Origin of the sequence: Pseudomonas sp. WAC2 (assembly GCF_030403525.1) — a bacterium.
Classification (GTDB): Bacteria; Pseudomonadota; Gammaproteobacteria; order Pseudomonadales; family Pseudomonadaceae; genus Chryseomonas; species Chryseomonas luteola.
The window spans coordinates 179,286-196,314 of the sequence record NZ_JAUEPD010000001.1 but is presented as its reverse complement, the minus strand read 5'-3'; the positions used below and the strand labels follow the sequence as shown (position 1 = coordinate 196,314).

At 57.1% G+C, this 17,029-nt stretch carries 16 protein-coding genes; 10 read left to right on the top strand and 6 right to left on the bottom strand.

Annotated features, from left to right (window positions below; genetic code table 11):
- Positions 1 to 43: 43 nt before the first annotated feature.
- The 4 genes from cysM (at position 44) to mazG (ending at position 5,674) form a co-directional block, all read left to right on the top strand.
- Entirely contained in the window at positions 44 to 943 is a 900-nt protein-coding gene (gene cysM / locus QWJ10_RS00915; RefSeq protein ID WP_010797456.1) for a cysteine synthase CysM, read from the top strand.
- 26 nt (positions 944 to 969) lie between these two features.
- Positions 970 to 2,316 (top strand): 23S rRNA (uracil(1939)-C(5))-methyltransferase RlmD, encoded by a 1,347-nt coding sequence (gene rlmD, locus QWJ10_RS00910; RefSeq protein ID WP_289923611.1) that lies wholly within the window; start codon positions 970 to 972, stop codon positions 2,314 to 2,316.
- A gap of 194 nt (positions 2,317 to 2,510) precedes the next feature.
- On the top strand, positions 2,511 to 4,754 hold the full coding sequence (gene relA, locus QWJ10_RS00905; protein ID WP_289923609.1) for a GTP diphosphokinase: 2,244 nt from the start codon (positions 2,511 to 2,513) through the stop codon (positions 4,752 to 4,754).
- A gap of 86 nt (positions 4,755 to 4,840) precedes the next feature.
- Positions 4,841 to 5,674, top strand: coding sequence for a nucleoside triphosphate pyrophosphohydrolase (gene mazG, locus QWJ10_RS00900; protein ID WP_289923607.1), 834 nt, complete (start codon positions 4,841 to 4,843; stop codon positions 5,672 to 5,674).
- Positions 5,675 to 5,694: 20 nt separating this feature from the next.
- Here mazG and QWJ10_RS00895 read toward each other — a convergent pair whose 3' ends face one another.
- Entirely contained in the window at positions 5,695 to 6,618 is a 924-nt protein-coding gene (locus tag QWJ10_RS00895) for an aspartyl/asparaginyl beta-hydroxylase domain-containing protein (RefSeq protein WP_289923605.1), read from the bottom strand.
- A 258-nt stretch (positions 6,619 to 6,876) separates the two neighbouring features.
- On the opposite strand from QWJ10_RS00895, the gene QWJ10_RS00890 reads away from it, so the two are divergent.
- Positions 6,877 to 7,416, top strand: coding sequence for a DUF2058 domain-containing protein (locus tag QWJ10_RS00890; RefSeq protein WP_010797461.1), 540 nt, complete (start codon positions 6,877 to 6,879; stop codon positions 7,414 to 7,416).
- 279 nt (positions 7,417 to 7,695) lie between these two features.
- On the opposite strand, the gene QWJ10_RS00885 is transcribed toward QWJ10_RS00890, so the two are convergent.
- Together QWJ10_RS00885 and QWJ10_RS00880 are read right to left on the bottom strand one after the other, a co-directional pair.
- Complete coding sequence (locus QWJ10_RS00885; RefSeq protein WP_122043212.1) at positions 7,696 to 8,340, bottom strand: YciC family protein; 645 nt, start codon at positions 8,338 to 8,340, stop codon at positions 7,696 to 7,698.
- A 35-nt stretch (positions 8,341 to 8,375) separates the two neighbouring features.
- Positions 8,376 to 8,954, bottom strand: coding sequence for a cysteine hydrolase family protein (locus QWJ10_RS00880; protein WP_289923599.1), 579 nt, complete (start codon positions 8,952 to 8,954; stop codon positions 8,376 to 8,378).
- Positions 8,955 to 9,086: 132 nt separating this feature from the next.
- Between QWJ10_RS00880 and QWJ10_RS00875 the strand changes: the two genes are divergently transcribed.
- The 3 genes from QWJ10_RS00875 to QWJ10_RS00865 all read left to right on the top strand — a co-directional run bounded on the left by QWJ10_RS00875 (position 9,087) and on the right by QWJ10_RS00865 (position 12,017).
- Entirely contained in the window at positions 9,087 to 10,442 is a 1,356-nt protein-coding gene (locus tag QWJ10_RS00875; RefSeq protein WP_289923595.1) for a Gfo/Idh/MocA family oxidoreductase, read from the top strand.
- Positions 10,443 to 10,621: 179 nt separating this feature from the next.
- Positions 10,622 to 11,377, top strand: coding sequence for a DUF2076 domain-containing protein (locus QWJ10_RS00870; protein WP_289923593.1), 756 nt, complete (start codon positions 10,622 to 10,624; stop codon positions 11,375 to 11,377).
- 133 nt (positions 11,378 to 11,510) lie between these two features.
- On the top strand, positions 11,511 to 12,017 hold the full coding sequence (locus QWJ10_RS00865; RefSeq protein WP_112297893.1) for an NYN domain-containing protein: 507 nt from the start codon (positions 11,511 to 11,513) through the stop codon (positions 12,015 to 12,017).
- Positions 12,018 to 12,020: 3 nt separating this feature from the next.
- Here QWJ10_RS00865 and QWJ10_RS00860 read toward each other — a convergent pair whose 3' ends face one another.
- Positions 12,021 to 12,494: an Lrp/AsnC family transcriptional regulator gene (locus QWJ10_RS00860; protein ID WP_074827783.1), complete on the bottom strand. Its 474-nt coding sequence runs from the start codon at positions 12,492 to 12,494 to the stop codon at positions 12,021 to 12,023.
- A gap of 295 nt (positions 12,495 to 12,789) precedes the next feature.
- On the opposite strand from QWJ10_RS00860, the gene yedA reads away from it, so the two are divergent.
- The gene (gene yedA, locus QWJ10_RS00855) at positions 12,790 to 13,725 is read left to right on the top strand and encodes a drug/metabolite exporter YedA (protein ID WP_289923589.1); all 936 of its coding nucleotides are present in this window, start codon (positions 12,790 to 12,792) and stop codon (positions 13,723 to 13,725) included.
- Here the strand turns inward: yedA and QWJ10_RS00850 are convergent.
- A complete protein-coding gene (locus tag QWJ10_RS00850) occupies positions 13,709 to 14,848 on the bottom strand; it encodes a glutathione-independent formaldehyde dehydrogenase (protein WP_289923587.1) in 1,140 nt (379 codons plus the stop codon). The two genes, yedA and QWJ10_RS00850, sit on opposite strands and share 17 nt — an antisense overlap.
- A gap of 308 nt (positions 14,849 to 15,156) precedes the next feature.
- Between QWJ10_RS00850 and QWJ10_RS00845 the strand changes: the two genes are divergently transcribed.
- Positions 15,157 to 16,473 carry a DEAD/DEAH box helicase gene (locus QWJ10_RS00845; protein ID WP_289924522.1) on the top strand — a complete coding sequence of 439 codons (1,317 nt, stop codon included), beginning with the start codon at positions 15,157 to 15,159 and terminating at the stop codon, positions 16,471 to 16,473.
- Between the two features lie 52 nt (positions 16,474 to 16,525).
- Here QWJ10_RS00845 and QWJ10_RS00840 read toward each other — a convergent pair whose 3' ends face one another.
- Positions 16,526 to 16,996 (bottom strand): hemerythrin domain-containing protein, encoded by a 471-nt coding sequence (locus QWJ10_RS00840; protein WP_010797473.1) that lies wholly within the window; start codon positions 16,994 to 16,996, stop codon positions 16,526 to 16,528.
- Between the last annotated feature and the right edge of the window lie 33 nt (positions 16,997 to 17,029).

The following is a 17,029-nucleotide window of genomic DNA, read 5'->3' as shown; positions in this document are numbered from 1 at the left end:
ATCATAGAGGCCTATTCAAAGGCAGCGGAACCGAGCGAATTCCATGAGCGTGCAGTATCCGACCATTGCCGACTGCGTCGGCAATACACCGCTGGTGCGTTTGCAGCGCCTGCCCGGTGAGACATCCAATACCCTGCTGGTCAAGCTGGAAGGCAACAATCCGGCCGGATCGGTAAAGGATCGGCCAGCCTTGTCGATGATCACGCGTGCCGAGTTGCGCGGTGACATCCAGCCGGGCGATACACTGATCGAGGCGACCTCGGGCAATACGGGCATTGCCCTGGCGATGGCTGCAGCCATCAAGGGTTATCGCATGGTTCTGATCATGCCGGATAACTCCAGCGCCGAGCGCAAGGCGGCTATGACGGCTTATGGCGCCGAGTTGATCCTGGTCAGTCGCGAAGAAGGCATGGAGGGTGCGCGTGATCTGGCGACCCGTATGCAGGCCGAGGGCAAGGGCAAGGTGCTGGATCAGTTCGGCAATGGGGACAACCCTTCTGCCCACTACAGCTCGACCGGCCCTGAAATCTGGCAGCAGACCGGCGGTAGCATCACGCACTTCGTCAGTTCCATGGGTACGACCGGTACCATCATGGGCGTGTCGCGCTACCTGAAGGAGCAGAATCCTGAGGTGCAGATCGTCGGACTGCAGCCGAGCGAAGGTGCCGCCATTCCCGGTATCCGCCGGTGGCCGCAGGAGTACCTGCCAAAGATTTTCGATGCCACGCGTGTGGATCGTATCGTCGACATGAGCCAGGAGGAGGCGGAAGACGTGATGCGCCGTCTGGCCCGGGAAGAGGGTATTTTCTGCGGCGTATCGTCGGGTGGTTCCGTAGCGGCTGCGCTGCGTATTTCCAAAGAAGTTGAGAATGCAGTCATCGTGGCGATCATTTGTGATCGTGGTGACCGTTATCTTTCTACTGGTGTTTATGATCCGCGTTAAACGCGGGTTTGATTCAAGAGAACAGTATGCGTGCAAAAGGGCTGCGTTTTCAGCCGAGCGGCGGTAGCCGGGCCTCGTCGGTTCCGGTCGGCAAGAAACAGCGCCTGACCATTGAGAAGATGGCCAATGATGGCCGGGGTATCGCCTATCTCGAAGGTCGGACCTGGTTCGTTTCGGGTGCCTTGTCATCGGAAACGGTTGAGGCGCGTGTGTTGTCTGCCAAAAGCCAGGTGGTTGAGGCGCGTGTGGAGCGGGTGCTTGAGCCTAGTGGCGAACGACGCCTGCCTTCGTGTGCCATGGCCGGTCGTTGCGGTGGCTGCACCTTGCAGCATATTCCGCATGAGGCTCAACTGGCCCTCAAGCAGCGTACGCTGGCCGAGCAATTACAGCGATTTGCCGGCGTGACGCCCAATGAATGGGCTGCGCCACTGCATGGCCCAGAGTTGGGCTATCGGCGTCGTGCACGTATCGCGGTGCGCTGGGATGCCAAGGCTCGCCGCCTGGATGTTGGATTTCGGGCGCTTGCCAGCCAGGATATCGTTCCGCTGGAGGCCTGTGGTGTGCTGGTTGAGCCATTGCAGCCTATCGCCAGAGCGCTACCGGCTTTACTTGTCGGGTTGGAGCAGCCACAAGCCATTGGTCACGTCGAGCTGTTTCAAGGGACGGCCTGCGCCATGCTGGTGCGTGTCACGCGTCCGCTCTCGCCGCGTGACAGCGATCATCTGCGCCATTTCTGCATGGAGCACTCGGTTCAGCTCTGGTGGCAGGCCGAAGGTGAGCCGTACCCCGACGAGCCCGAGGCAGCACTTAGCTACCAACTGGAGCCATGGAACCTGACGATTGCTTACCGTCCGGGTGATTTCGTACAGGTCAATGCATCAGTTAACGAAGCGATGATTGCACAGGCGCTCGACTGGCTTGCGCCGGAGCCGAATGAGCGGGTGCTCGATCTGTTTTGCGGACTTGGCAATTTCGCCCTGCCATTGGCGCAGCGTGTGCATGCCGTGGTTGGCGTAGAAGGCGTTTCCGTCATGGCGGAGCGCGCGAGTGAAAATGCCCGGGCCAATGGCCTGGATAACGCGCACTTTTTCCAGGCAGACCTGTCGAAGCCGCTTATCGATGCGCCATGGTTTGGCCAGACCTTTTCATCCGTATTGCTGGACCCGCCACGTGATGGCGCGTTGGCCGTAGTGCAGCAGATGAAGCAACTGGGTGCACAGCGTGTGCTCTATGTGTCCTGTAATCCCGCTACATTGGCACGGGATGCAGGCGAACTGGTTCGTCAGGGGTATGTTCCTGTGCGGGCTGGAATCCTGGACATGTTCCCGCAGACGGCGCATGTCGAGGCGATGGTTTTGTTTGTAGCGAGGTAGGGGCAGGTCTAGCGAAAAGTAATGAATGAGGGTGAGTCCGGTGTGACTGTATTCGGGACTGTAATGGCCTTTTACATTCCGATCACTCGCAGATCACCTGAATACGTGTTTTTTCGTTTAGCCTGAACCTCGCGTAATCGGCCAGTTGATGGCTGGACTTAAACGGCGCAATAAATAGCGCCGAGGAACGTAAGATGGTACAGGTCAGAGCGCATCAACCCGTCAATAATGATGGCAGCATCAACATCGAGGCATGGCTCGATCACGTCCAGAGCATGGACCCGAACTTCGAGCGTCAGGCCTTGCTGGAAGCATGCGAATTCGCTCGTGCGGCCGAAGCAGAGGCTGCACCCTCCGAACACTTGTGGGCTCCGGGTACCTCCAGTTTTCAGACGGGGCTGGAGATGGCGGAGATCCTGGCAGATCTCAAACTGGATCAGGATTCCCTTGTCGCCGCGCTGATCTACCGCGCCGTACGCGAAGGCAAGGCAAGCCTGGAAGAGGCTGGCAAGCGTTTCGGCCCCGTTGTGGCCAAGCTGATTGAAGGCGTGCTGCGCATGGCGGCGATCAGCGCCAGTCTCAATCCGCGGCAATCAATGGTACTGGGCACCCAGGCCCAGGTGGATAACTTGCGCCGCATGCTGGTAGCCATGGTGGACGATGTCCGCGTGGCCTTGATCAAGCTCTCCGAGCGTACCTGTGCGATCCGGGCAGTCAAGAACGCCACGGATGAACGTCGCAACCGCGTCGCACGTGAAGTATTCGATATCTATGCGCCCTTGGCTCATCGCCTCGGGATCGGCCACATTAAGTGGGAGCTGGAAGACTTGTCCTTCCGCTACCTGGAGCCGGTTCAGTACAAGCAGATCGCCACGCTGCTGCACGAGCGCCGGCTCGATCGCGAGCAATATATTGCCGATGTCATGCAGCAGCTCAAGCAGGAGTTGGCTGCGACGGGCGTCAAGGCGGATATCAGCGGTCGTGCCAAACATATCTACTCGATCTGGCGAAAAATGCAGAAAAAAGGTCTGGATTTCAGCCAGATCTACGATGTTCGTGCGGTTCGTGTGCTTGTTCCTGAAATCCGCGACTGTTATACCGCCCTGGGGATCGTACACACTTTGTGGCGCCATATTCCCAAAGAGTTTGACGACTACATTGCCAACCCCAAGGAAAACGGCTACCGCTCGCTGCATACGGCGGTGATCGGCCCTGAAGGCAAGGTGCTTGAGGTGCAGATCCGTACTCATGCCATGCATGAAGAGGCGGAGCTGGGGGTGTGCGCTCATTGGCGTTACAAGGGGACAGATGTCAAATCGGCCTCCAGCCATTACGAAGAGAAAATCTCCTGGCTCCGGCAGGTGCTGGAATGGCACGAGGAGCTGGGTGATATCGGTGGCCTGGCCGAGCAGCTGCGGGTAGATATCGAACCTGACCGGGTCTATGTGTTTACACCGGATGGGCATGCCATCGATTTGCCCAAGGGCGCTACTCCACTCGATTTCGCCTATCGTGTTCACACTGAAATCGGGCATAACTGTCGGGGCGCCAAGATTAATGGCCGCATCGTGCCGCTCAATTACACGCTGCAGACAGGTGAGCAGGTAGAAATCATTACCGGCAAGCAGGGTTCACCCAGTCGTGACTGGCTCAACCCGAACCTGGGCTATGTAATGACCTCGCGTGCTCGGGCCAAGATTGTTCACTGGTTCAAGTTCCAGGCCCGTGATCAGAATGTGGCTGCCGGGAAGGCCATGATCGATCGAGAGTTGCTTCGTCTGGCGCTACCGCCGGTGGACTACAACACGCTCGCCGAAAAGGTCAATTACAAGAATGCAGAGGATATGCAGGCTGCCCTGGGAGCAGGTGACCTGCGTCTTGCCCATGTCATGCATGCGGCTCAGCAGCTGGTCGAGCCAGAGAAGGAGACCGATCCACTTGATCTCCTGCAGCGCAAGCCGTCTCCGCACAAGTCGGGCAAGCGGGGCGATGTACAGATCAACGGTGTGGGCAATCTGCTGACTCAGATTGCCGGGTGCTGCCAACCAGTGCCGGGTGATCCCATTGTTGGCTACATCACGCTGGGCCGTGGCGTCACCATTCACCGTCAGGATTGCCAGAATGCGCTACAGCTTTCCAGCCGTGAGCCCGAGCGTATCATCCAGGTCAGCTGGGGGCCGGTACCCGTCCAAACCTATCCGGTGGATATCCTGGTTAAGGCCTACGACCGCCCGGGGCTGCTGCGTGACGTCTCGCAGGTGCTGCTCAACGAGCGCATCAACGTATTGGCAGTCAACACGCGTTCCAACAAGGAAGAGAATACGGCCAACATGTTGCTTACCATCGAGATTCCAGGGCTGGATGCGTTGGGGAGGCTCCTGGGACGTGTCTCCCAGCTACCTAACATCATAGAAGCCCGTCGTAATCGTGCCACCTGAGCCCCGCCGGAGCCGTGTATGACCATGAAAGGGTGAGCGTAAGCTCGCCCTTTTTATTGACCGTATTTCGATTGTAAGGACGACCTATGTATAGCCTCGACGATCTGCTTCATCTCATGGCCCGACTGCGTGATCCGCAGCATGGGTGCCCTTGGGATCTCAAACAGACCTACGCCAGCATCATCCCGCACACGCTCGAGGAGGCTTACGAGGTGGCCGATGCCATCGAGCAGGGCGACTATGCGCAGCTGCGTGATGAGTTGGGGGATCTGTTGTTTCAGATCGTCTACTACAGTCAGCTGGCAAAAGAGGAGGACCGGTTCCTGTTTGCAGACGTCGTAGACAGCATTACCCGCAAGCTCGTGCGGCGCCACCCGCATATATTCCCCGACGGCGACCTCTATGGCCCTCTGGATCAGCCCCGTCTGAGTGAGGAAGCCATCAAGCAGCGCTGGGAGGAAATCAAGGCGCAAGAGCGTGCCGAAAAGGCCGAGGCGCCAGAGCAGCTCTCTCTGCTGGATGACGTTCCTGCTGTGCTGCCAGCGCTGTCTCGTGCGGCCAAGCTACAGAAGCGTGCAGCTGGAGTAGGTTTTGACTGGCCGGCCGCAGAGCCCATCATCGACAAGCTGCACGAAGAGCTGAACGAAGTTATCGAGGCCATGGCCGAGCAGGATCATGAGCACATTACTGAAGAGGTTGGTGATCTGCTCTTTGTGGTGACCAACCTGGCCCGCCATCTCAAAGTCGATCCGGAAAATGCCTTGCGCGTTGCCAACAGCAAGTTCGAGCGGCGCTTCCGCTTTATCGAGCAGGCGTTGCGCGAGCAGGGTAAGCGTCCGGAGGCATGTGAGCTGGAAGAGCTTGATGCGTTATGGGATGCTGCCAAGGCGAAGGAGCGAGCGGCCAAAGCGCCCCGTTAAGCGCTTTGGCACAAGATAGATCAGCCGAAGATCCACTTCAACAGCAGGGCAAAGACCAGGATGGCCAGTACAGGCTTGAGGACCTTATATGCCTTGGGGTGGCGACGCTTGAAGCTGCGAACCATGCCACCAAAGGCGTCACCGAAGCGCTTGCTGAAGGCATAGGCCTGGTTGATACCGCCTACGCGTTCTCCATCAACGTTCTGAGGCGCAGTGGCGCTGCCCAGGAAATGGCTGACACGACGGTTGATGGAGGTCAGCAGGCGCGAGCGGAGCGGACGTTCGATATCGCAGAACAGGATGACCCGAGTCTGCTCCGTTTCGTTCTTGACCCAATGCACGAAGGTCTCGTCGAACATGACGTCCTCACCATCCCGCCAGGCGTAAGGCTCGCCATCTACGTAGATCCGGCAGGCATCCGAATTGGGAGTCGAAAGTCCCAGATGGTAGCGTAGGGAGCCGGCGAAGGGATCACGGTGCGGGTTCAGATGGCTGCCGCCGGGCAGCAGCGCAAACATGGCACCCTTTACATTGGGAATGCGACTGACCAGCTCAACGGTCTTGGGGCAGAGCGTCTGGGCCGAAGGCAGCGGCTCGCCATACCAGGTCAGGTAAAAACGCTTCCAACCCTTCTTGAAGAAAGAGCCAAAGCCCGCATCGTTGTTGTTCTCGGCGGCGCGAATATAGCCTTCGTCGAACAAGTGCATGGCCTCTTCACGAATGACCTCCCAGTTGTCTTTGAGCACATCCAGTTCCGGGAAACGCTCACGATCAAGGTAAGGCTTGGAGGGTACGCTGGAGAACAGATACATCAGGGAATTGTAGGGCGCGAAGACCGCAGAGTGATTGACCAGCTGACGCAGGAATGGCAGGCGTGAGCGGCCGCGCAGATGTACGAACAGTACGCTGGCAACGAACAGGGCAAGAATAATAAAGGTAATCATGGGCTCGGCTTTTCAGGTTGAGCTGGTTAGCAGGCTAAGCATTTCAGTGGCGTAGTGTGCCAATATTAACGCGCTGACTGTATGGTGGTGATTATTTCACTCTATACCCATGCTTGCACTGCGCAAAATCAATGCACAGGATGGTTGGCGAACATTGACGATTCCGATTGTCGGCTGGCCTAGGGGCCGACCGTCCGGGTACTATGCGTCTTTTAACGTAACATGCCCGCCCGACGGGCTTTAGAACGAGTTGCACCCATGAGTATGTCTTTGCGCGACCAGCTCCTGAAGGCGGGTTTGGTCAACGAGAAACAAGCCAAGCAGGCTACCAAGCAAAAGCAGAAGCAAACCCGTATGGAGCACCGCGGGCAGGCTGAGAAGGATGAGTCCCAGAGACTGGCTGCCCAACAGGCCCAGGCTGAAAAGCTTGCCCGGGATCAGGAGCTTAATCGTCAACAGGAAGAAAAGAAGCGGCGCAAGGCTGAGCAGGCTCAGATCAAGCAGTTGATCGAAGGGAGTCGTCTGCCAAAGCTTGAAAGCGACGATTACTATAATTTCGTTGATGAGAAGAAGGTCAAGCGCGTCCCGGTCAATGCCTTGATGCGTGAGAAGTTGAGCAAGGGTAGCCTGGGGATCGTGCGACACGAAGGCCGTTATGATGTAGTACCCCGCGCAACGGCTGAGCGCATCCAGGAGCGTGACCCGCGTCGGGTCGTGCTGCTCAATGTGCAGAATGAAGCGCCAGATGCGGACGATCCATACGCGGCGTATCAGATTCCTGACGATCTGATGTGGTAATGCTTGAGTCCGGCCGCATAGGCGGCCGGATAACTTTTTATGCTAGGCAGACAAATACCGTATAGCGTCCCTCGATTTCCTCGAACGCGATCAGCCTATCATTCGAAGGCAGTGTCAGCGCCTTACCTTCGCTCAAGAGCAGCATGCCGTTATGCATGTGAACATTGCTCCAGGAAGCTGCTCGCCGCGACATACTCTACGTGCGCGCGAGGCCAAGCCTCATCTGTATGGAAAGACCTGCGTTAAGATAGCGGCCGTCTGGCTTGAGCTTTGATCGGCTCAAGACGAACGGTCAGCCATCATGAACAGGCGAAATATGGCGATCGAAGAGATGAGCTGGAGCAGACCAGACAGGCTCTGCAAAATGATTTGCAGAGCTGACGTATCGCTAAATTGACTGCTGATCCAGGCATCCAGCAGCCAGGCGGGTAGAAGCGTGATTAGGATCAGCGGCAGCAGGGTCAGGAAATGTCCGCGAGTCTTCTGGAAGCTTGCGCTCATGGCCTCCAGCGGGGCCATGCCACGCAGGACCAGCATGGGCTCGGCAAAGGCAAACTTCACCATGACCAGAAAACCCGGCACGATCATCAGCGAAAAGCCAAATACGACCAGCGAGGCAACCAGACCCGCCATGATGGCGAAGCGGGGCCATAGACGAAGGGCATGACCCCACAGCTCGGTAATTGGAGGCATATGGCCATGGCTACGGGCATTCAAGAACAGGATGAGTGAGCCGGTGTAGATCGGATAGAACATCACACCAACCAGCAGCTCCCAAAGGCCTCCTTCAGTGCCGAAGTGCTGAACCACCTGCCAGCGTGCCACGCTTTCTATGACCAGCCAGGGCAGGCAAAGGATCAGCAGCGAAACCAGGTGGCGGGAGAAAAAATACAGTGCATCGCGCAGGATATTGAAAGGCGTCATGACTCGCTTGTCCGATAAGAACGGAACGGCTTTTATCAGCCGTTTTCTGACAGGGTAAAACCGAGGCCTGACAGCAGCTGGGCTGTCGTCATGACGTCGGCATATTCTTGTTGCAGGTTGGACATGGCCATGGCGTGAACCTCTTCGGCGCTTCGGGGAGTGCCATAAAAGTCCGTCTTGGCAAAGGTGTAGCAGGCATCCTCCACTACACGCGTGGCAAACCCCAGGTTGCTGGCCGTCCGGGCCGTTGCTTCCACCGAATTCTCGCTGGCTACGCCGGTAATCACAACCTGCTTGATGCCGCGGGTATGTAGCCAGCGCTCAAGGCCGCTATGGATAAAGGCATCGGTAACGTTCTTCTCAAAGACCATTTCCTGGGGCAACGGGCACAAGCGCGGCTGAAACGCTGCCCCTGGCTGGCCCGGTGCGAAAACAGATTGCGGATCACGTGAGATATGACGCACATGAACGATCGGCCAGTGTTGTTCACGCCAGACCGTGAGCAGGGCCGCGATCCGCTGCTCAGCTTGGGGGTGGTTACGTGGTCCCAGCACGGGTGACTGGATACCTTGTTGCTGGTCAATGATCAGTAGGGCGGCGGGCTCTGTGGTCATGAAAGTGCTCTAGGATGGGGAACGGGAGACTGTACACGCCCTTGGTCGGTTGTCCATGTCTTGTAACAAACGCGAGGAACTTGCGCGTTTCGCAGGCCTTCTGAACACAAAGCCTACTTTCAGGAGAGCCTTATGAGCAATGCGTTAGATGGTCTGGGCGGACGTCGTAAATTTCTCATGTATGCCGGACAGGGTGCGGTAGCAGCCGGTGTGCTTGGTCTGGCCAGCAAAAGTGCCTGGGCCCAGAATACGGCTGGCGCTGCCCAGGCGGTGCCTACGGGCGGGGCGGGCCAGCCGGCGGAGCAGTTGCCCAAGCCCATTACGCTGCCGCATATGCAGGAAGGCAAAAGCGACAAGACGGACATGCCGGTTCAACTGGGACGTGACCAGCGTGTCGGGGTTGCAGTTGTAGGCCTGGGAAGGCTGTCGCTTGAGGAGATCCTGCCAGCTTTTGCGTCCTCCAAGCGGTGCAAGGTGACCGCGCTGGTCAGCGGAGATCGCGAAAAGGCAATGCGTGTCGCCCAGATGTACAACGTGCCCGAAAGCGGTCTCTACAACTACCAGAGCTTTGATCAGATCCGTGATAACCCGGACGTGCATGTCGTCTATATCGTATTGCCCAACAGCATGCACCATGAGTTTACGCTGCGAGCCGCCAAGGCGGGCAAACATGTCCTGTGCGAGAAGCCCATGGCCAATTCCGTAAAGGAATGCCAGGAAATGATCGAGGCCTGCGCTCAGGCCAATCGGTTATTGATGGTGGCTTATCGCATTCAGTATGAGCCGCGTAACCGCCAGGTAATGGAGTGGCTACGCAACGGAACCGGGCTTGGTACTGTGAAGCTGCTGGAGATGGCGAACTGTCAGAATCAGTCCAAGGAAAATGTGGACCAATGGCGGCACAAGAAAGCCTTGGCCGGTGGTGGGGCCTTGCCGGATATAGGCCTGTATTGCCTGAACACCGCGCGCTTTCTGTTGGGCGAAGAGCCGGTCGAGGTGTTCGCCACGCAGTACAGCACGCCGGATGACCCGCGCTTCAAGGAAGTCGAGGAGGCCATGCTCTGGCAGATGCGATTCCCTAGTGGTGTACACGTGCAGTGCATGACCAGCTACTCCACATTCAATTCCAAACGCTATCGGGTCGTAGGAGACAAGGGATGGGTAGAAATGGACCCTGCGTTTTCCTACCGGAACCTTCAGCTCAAGCGCAGTCAGGAGTCGCAGAACACGACGGAGTTCGTCGCGCCGGTGGTGGAACAGATCAATGCTCCGGACAAGAACCAGTTTGCTATCGAGATGGACCATTTCGCCGAATGCGTCGTAACCGGTAAGAAGCCTTACACCCCAGGTGAGGAGGGGCTACAGGATCAGCGCATCATGGAAGCCTTGTATGAATCGGCGCGAACCGGTCGGCCTGTAAAGCTGGATGAGGTCAAGCAGAAAGATGCCTTCCGCGGCACGCCGCCTAGCAAGGAGGTGTCGAGCTGAACCGATTCTGAATGGCTGCAGGGACAGGATTGAAATGTCCGGGACTGATCGGCATCTATAGAAGGCCGGTCCGCTGGTAGAAACCGACCTGCCAGCGGACCATAACTCGATATTCACGAACACCTATGCAGGTCTACGGCGCCTGGGTTTTCGTTTCTTGGCCGTCTTCGGGAGGTCACATGCAATCTGAAGAGAAACAACTGATCGAAGGCCTGTTTACGCGCCTTAAGGATGCGGAGTCTCAAACCGCCAGCCGCGACGCTCAGGCTGAAGCTTATATTCAGGAGCGCCTGCATCAACAGCCCGCCGCACCGTACTATATGGCTCAGGTCATCCTGATCCAGGAAGCGGCACTCAAACGTCTGGATCAGCGGGTACGCGATCTGGAAGCGCAGGTCACACAGATGCAGCAGAACAAGCCGAGCAGCGGTGGCTTTCTGTCCAACCTGTTTGGTGGCGGCTCCCAGCAGGAGCAATCGCGATCGCAGAGTCAGGCACAAGCTCAGGCACCTCGTGGTGGCTGGACCGACCCAGGCCCGCGTCAGGCGCCTTCCTATGGCCAGGCGCCTGGGTATGGTCAGCCTAATCCAGGGTATGGCTACAATGCTGCACCGGCTGCACCCTCCCGAGCGGGCAGCTTTTTAGGGGGAGCAATGCAGACTGCTGTGGGGGTGGCCGGCGGTGTATTGCTGGCGGAAACTATTTCCAGCATGTTTCACGATTCCCAGCCGCAGGAAATCGTCAACATCATCAATGAAGAACCTGCGGCAGACTTGGCCAGCGATACTGGGGGCCAGGACAGTGGTTTGACGCCGGCCAGCGACGCTGGCGGCTATGATGATGGCTACGGTGACGGCGGCTTCCAGCAAGCCGACTACGGAAGCGACGACAGTGGCTTTTTTGACAATGGTGGGGATGACGATCAGTTCATCTAATCGACCGTTCGAAAGCAAAGGCAGCCCAATTGGCTGCCTTTGTCGTTTCAAGTGACCTATTCTGTAAAAACGGCTTCAGGCCGGTGGTAGAGGAGCGTATCGGGGCGGAGTGACCCGGGCAGAAATGACCTTGATGTACGCGACGTTAGTCGATGGGAGTGTTGTGAAGAAGATTGCTGTGTTCGTCGATGTTCAGAATATCTATTACACGGTTCGCCATACGCATGGCTGCCACTTCAATTATGCGAACTTCCTAAAGGAAATCTCGCAACGGGGCGAACTGGTGTTTGCGTCAGCCTATGCCATAGAGCGAGGAGACAGCCGGCAACAACAGTTCCAGCAGATCCTGCGTAATCTGGGTTTTACGGTAAAGCTCAAACCCTATATTCAGCGCAGTGACGGTTCCGCCAAAGGCGATTGGGACGTAGGTATCACAATCGATGTGCTCGATGCTGCGCCCAAGGTCGATGAAATCGTCCTGGCTTCAGGAGACGGTGACTTTGACCTCCTGCTGGAGAAGGTCCGTGAGTGTTACGGCGTTCATACCCGTGTCTATGGGGCTCCTGGTCTCACAGCGCATGCCTTGATCCGGGCAGCGGACGAATACGTCGTCATTGAGGACGGTTTGCTGTTGCGCTGAACATCAGGCGCGGCGGATGGATCGAGCGTCCTCGACTGCCGGATACAGTTTGGCTGGAGTCTGTCTTTCGAAAGGCGTCGATAGAATGATCGACGTCTTGCTCATGCCGTAGCGCATCAGCCGATCGATGAGCGCCTCCAGTTCGGCCATGTCTGCCACGGCTGCCCGCAGCACGATACAGGACTCACCCGTTACGCGATGGCAGGCGATAAGCTGCGGAATCGCGGCCAGCTCATCGAACAGTTTGTCGCTGCTGGTTTTGGTCAGTGTTACTGAAATCAGACATTCGATTGGTTGGCCAAGGGCTTTGAGGTTGACCGACGCGTGATAGCCGGTAATGACACCGCTGGCTTCCAGTTTCGCGACACGTTCTGCTACCGCAGGAGCCGACAGATTAACTCGCCGCGCCAGGTCGGCAAACGAGGCTCTGCCATTTTCCAGTAAGGCATTGATAATCTGTCGGTCATAGTGATCCATACGTCCTCCCGTGACGGTTTGGAATCCTCGCCTGTTTTATCAAAAGACCTTTGAAACGAAGGCGGGGGCGCAGAAAAAACAAGCTTATCGCATTAACGTGCTCGCTTGCTCTTTCTAAACTAATGGTCTGGTTCGTAAGCCGCTGATTGACTCTGACCGTATTCAGAATTGCACGCTGCGCCTGGCCGAGAGGGCAGCTTCCTACAGCAAGGTGCCTGCTGCTTGAATACGTTTTCCGGTTCTTGATCACCTGTACGACTCAGCTACCAGGATTTCAATCATAAGAGTTGCCATCATGCCTGCCCGGGATAGCCGTTCGTTGTTGCTTTTGTTGTGTGCTTTTTTCGCGCTCTACGTTATTTGGGGCTCGACCTATCTGGTCATTCGCATCGGTGTTGAGTCGTGGCCGCCCTTGTTGATGGCCGGTTTACGTTTTCTGATTGCTGGCAGCCTCTTGTTTGTCTGGCAACTTTCCCGAGGAGCTCCCATGCCGACACGGCGTGAGTGGGTAGGTGGCGGCTTGGTCGGGTTTCTGCTGCTCAGTTGCGGAAATGGCGGTGTGACTCTGGCCGAACACTCGGGGGTTGCCTCTGGAGTGGCCGCGCTGGCCGTGGCTACGGTACCGCTCTTCACCTTGTGCTTCGGCCTGTTCTGGGGACAGCACAACACCCGGCTCGAATGGGCTGGGATTGGCTTGGGGTTCATTGGCATTCTGCTGCTGAACCTGGGCGAGAACATGCAGACGACCCCCCTGGGGGCGGTGATTACCCTATTTGCAGCTGCCAGCTGGGCTTTCGGTTCAGTGTGGAGCCGTCATCTGCCACTGCCGGCAGGGCCGATGGCCAGTGCCGTTGAGATGATTGTGGGCGGAGGTATTCTATTCATTGGCAGCCGTCTCAGCGGTGAGCCGTTGACCACACCGTCGACCATGGACGGCTGGTTGGCGTTGGGGTATCTCATCGTGTTTGGTTCGATCATCGCGTTCAGCTCTTACATGTATCTGCTAAAACATGTACGACCGGCCGCAGCGACCAGTTACGCCTATGTCAATCCGGTCGTGGCGGTGCTGCTGGGGATTGTGTTTGCCGGGGAAAGGATAGGTCAGGCGGAATGGATGGCCATGATAGTAATCGTGGCGGCCGTGATACTGGTCGGGCTTCCACAGTGGCGAGCGAGAGGCAAGGCTCGCAAAGCAAGCCTTGCCGAGGCGGAAGTCAAGCCGCAGGCTTGAGCACCACTTTGGTCCAGCCATCGTCCCGGGCATCGAAATGCTTATAGGCGTCCGGAGCCTGGTCCAGCTTGAGGCTGTGGGAGATGATCTTCGAGGGGGTGGCGCGTCCGGCATGAATCAGGGCGCTCAGGCGACGGTTGTAGGCCTTTACGTTGGCCTGACCTGTCCGGATCTGCTGACCCTTGAACCAGAACTGACCGAAGTCAAAGGCCATTTTGCCTTCCTTTGCCAGTTCATTCTGTGCGCCTGGGTCCTGCGGTATGAAAACACCCACTACGCCGATGCCTCCAGTCGCCTTGGTCGAGGCAACCAGATTATTCATGGTGAGGTGATTGGCTTCATGACCATGGCGGTCGCAGCATTGATAGCCCACACACTCGCAGCCGCGGTCCGTACCTCGGCCATTGGTCTTGTTGAGAATCTGTTCGACCGCCTCGCCTTCTGCACCGTTGATGGCAATTGCCCCCAGGCGTTCGGCCAATGCGAGCCGGTCAGGGTGCGTGTCGATCACGAAGACCTGCGAAGCCCCTTTGATCATGGCCGAGTGAGCGGCCATCAGCCCTACAGGACCGGCCCCGTAGATGGCGACTGATTCGCCCGGTAAAAGGCCTGCCAGTTCGGTCGCATGCCAGCCAGTGGGAAAGATGTCGGAGAGCATGACGTAATCATCCTCTTTCTTCTGGGCATCTTCGGGCAGTACCAGGCAGTTGAAGTCGGCGTAGGGAACGCGCAGCAGCTCAGCCTGGCCGCCTTCATAAGGGCCCATTTCCGCAAAGCCATATGCAGCACCCGCACTACCGGGGTTGGCGGTTAGACAGAATCCGGTCAGGCCTTTTTCGCAGTTCTCGCAAAAGCCGCAGCCGATGTTGAAGGGCAGGCATACATAATCACCGACCTTGACGCGATCAACACCCGAGCCGATTTCGACTACCTGACCCAGATTTTCGTGGCCCAGGATGCGGCCTTGTTCAAAACTGGTACGGCCTTCATACATGTGAAGGTCAGAGCCGCAGATGTTGGTAGTAGTGATACGCACCAGAGCATCTGTAGGTTTTTCGATCTTGGCGTCGGTGACATTCTTGATGCTGACATCACGAGGGCCGTTATAAACGACAGCTTTCATGGAGTCTCCTTGCTGGATTGTTCGATATCTGGCTGTGCCAGTCGAATTCATCAGATCCTTGATCGGTAAGGCCATACATGAGGGTTACCGCCTGAGACGTCCAGGGCATCCTTTAAGAGTTGGTCTGCACGAATAGCTGAGCGTTCAAGAAAAGATCCATTAAAGCGGCGTAACCCTCAAAACGGGGTGCAAAAGCGTTCATTCGGCAGGGCAGGGGCCGGCGTTTGTCTACCGCTCCGATGGCCGCGCTCGACGCTACGTTGCTTGGCGCCTACAATTTCGTCCTTTTCTTCATTGCGGTTAGCGTCATGACTTTTGCCGAACTCGGCCTGATCGAGCCTTTGTTGCGTGTGCTCGACGCGCTGGAACACACCACTCCGACTCCGATCCAGGCTCAGGCCATTCCTGCGGTACTCAAAGGCCGCGATCTGCTTGCCGCGGCCCAGACGGGTACAGGCAAGACAGCTGGCTTTGCTTTGCCGACACTGCAGCGCCTCGTTCAGGAGGGCCCGGCAGTCACGGCGAACCGAGTCCGTGCATTGATTCTTGTGCCAACCCGCGAACTCGCCGAGCAGGTTCACACCAGCGTACGTGATTACGCGCAGCATTTGCCGCTGCGTACGGCGGTGGTATATGGCGGCGTCAGCATCAATCCGCAGATGATGAAGTTGCGTAAAGGGGTGGATGTGCTGGTCGCCACGCCAGGTCGTTTGCTGGATTTGTTCAACCAGAACGCTGTGCGCTTTGATCAGGTACAGACGCTGATCCTCGACGAAGCGGATCGAATGCTGGATCTGGGCTTTTCCCGCGAGCTGGGCGAGATTTTTGTCATGGTGCCCCAGCGTCGGCAGACACTTCTTTTTTCCGCTACGTTCTCCGAGGCCATTCGTGATCTGGCCAAGCCACTGCTGCGCGATCCGTTGACCATCGATATCAGTCCGCGCAACACGACCACCAAGAGCGTCAAGCAGTGGCTGATTCCCGTGGACAAAAAGCGTAAGGCGGAACTGTTCTGCCACCTCTATGCGCAAAAGCGCTGGGGGCAGGTGCTGATATTTGCCAAGACCCGTAAGGGTGTCGACCAGCTGGTGGAAACGCTGACGCAGGAAGGTATTCGTGCCGAGTCGATTCATGGCGACAAGCCTCAACCGGCTCGTCTGCGTGCGCTGGCTCGGTTCAAGGCGGGTGAAGCGGATGTTCTGGTGGCGACTGACGTGGCCGCACGAGGTCTGGATATTCAGGACTTGCCGCTCGTGGTCAATCTGGATCTACCCATCGTGGCGGAAGATTATGTCCACCGTATTGGACGTACAGGGCGTGCCGGTGCGACCGGGGCGGCCGTTTCTCTGGTAGCTGCCGATGAAGTCGACCACTTGGCAGCCATTGAGACGCTGATTGGACAAACCATTGCGCGACGGGACGAGCCGGATTTCATCCCTGATCACAAGGTGCCGCAAACCGGTCCTGGTGGCGTTGTGATGAAAAAGCCGAAGAAGCCGAAGAAACCCAAGGTAGGCTCAGTAAGCGACGCTAAAAGCGGGAAGCCTCTGGGGCGCTGGATCGAGAACGACAAGCCGTCGGTAAAGCCGGTTCGCAAGATGCCTGGGTTCGGCAAGAAGAAGTAGATGATCGTGCAGTCTCTGTAACACCGTCCGGCGTTACAGAGACTGTCAGGGCTCAAGCCGCTTTGCGTGCGTTGAGCTCTTGCTTGAGCGACTTTTTGCGCTCCTGCATTTGTGTGCCTAGCTCGTCCAGCTGGGACGCCAGCAATTCCTGGGCATCCTTGAACATCTCTTCTTCTTCCTCTTCAATGTGATGCTCAAGCAGTTCCTTGACCACTTTCACGCGGCCAGAAAACTCCAGGCTATCAGGCGCTGTAGCCTTGATGTGCGGCAACACCAGCGAGTCGACTGCCCGATGCTCTTCAATCGCTTCGTAATACATCTTTGCTTCTTCTTTCTTGCCCGCCGCCTTGAACGCCGGATAGAAAATTTCTTCCTCGATATGCGTATGAAGTGTCAGCTCGTGTTCAAGCTTTTGCACCAGATCCTGACGCTTTTTTACGGCGCGCTCGGAGGTGCTGCTCAGCTGCTCAAGAATATCGAGAATAGTTTTATGATCGTTTTTCAGGAGGTCGATAGCATTCATGGTCAGGCTCTCTCATCATAAGGATAAGCACGG

Bases quoted from the DNA above. Each gene is read 5' to 3' on its own strand.
- cysM (WP_010797456.1), top strand. From the start codon at position 44: ATGAGCGTGCAGTATCCGACCATTGCCGACTGCGTCGGCAATACACCG.
- rlmD (WP_289923611.1), top strand. From the start codon at position 970: ATGCGTGCAAAAGGGCTGCGTTTTCAGCCGAGCGGCGGTAGCCGGGCC.
- relA (WP_289923609.1), top strand. From the start codon at position 2,511: ATGGTACAGGTCAGAGCGCATCAACCCGTCAATAATGATGGCAGCATC.
- mazG (WP_289923607.1), top strand. From the start codon at position 4,841: ATGTATAGCCTCGACGATCTGCTTCATCTCATGGCCCGACTGCGTGAT.
- QWJ10_RS00895 (WP_289923605.1), bottom strand. From the start codon at position 6,618: ATGATTACCTTTATTATTCTTGCCCTGTTCGTTGCCAGCGTACTGTTC.
- QWJ10_RS00890 (WP_010797461.1), top strand. From the start codon at position 6,877: ATGAGTATGTCTTTGCGCGACCAGCTCCTGAAGGCGGGTTTGGTCAAC.
- QWJ10_RS00885 (WP_122043212.1), bottom strand. From the start codon at position 8,340: ATGACGCCTTTCAATATCCTGCGCGATGCACTGTATTTTTTCTCCCGC.
- QWJ10_RS00880 (WP_289923599.1), bottom strand. From the start codon at position 8,954: ATGACCACAGAGCCCGCCGCCCTACTGATCATTGACCAGCAACAAGGT.
- QWJ10_RS00875 (WP_289923595.1), top strand. From the start codon at position 9,087: ATGAGCAATGCGTTAGATGGTCTGGGCGGACGTCGTAAATTTCTCATG.
- QWJ10_RS00870 (WP_289923593.1), top strand. From the start codon at position 10,622: ATGCAATCTGAAGAGAAACAACTGATCGAAGGCCTGTTTACGCGCCTT.
- QWJ10_RS00865 (WP_112297893.1), top strand. From the start codon at position 11,511: ATGTACGCGACGTTAGTCGATGGGAGTGTTGTGAAGAAGATTGCTGTG.
- QWJ10_RS00860 (WP_074827783.1), bottom strand. From the start codon at position 12,494: ATGGATCACTATGACCGACAGATTATCAATGCCTTACTGGAAAATGGC.
- yedA (WP_289923589.1), top strand. From the start codon at position 12,790: ATGCCTGCCCGGGATAGCCGTTCGTTGTTGCTTTTGTTGTGTGCTTTT.
- QWJ10_RS00850 (WP_289923587.1), bottom strand. From the start codon at position 14,848: ATGAAAGCTGTCGTTTATAACGGCCCTCGTGATGTCAGCATCAAGAAT.
- QWJ10_RS00845 (WP_289924522.1), top strand. From the start codon at position 15,157: ATGACTTTTGCCGAACTCGGCCTGATCGAGCCTTTGTTGCGTGTGCTC.
- QWJ10_RS00840 (WP_010797473.1), bottom strand. From the start codon at position 16,996: ATGAATGCTATCGACCTCCTGAAAAACGATCATAAAACTATTCTCGAT.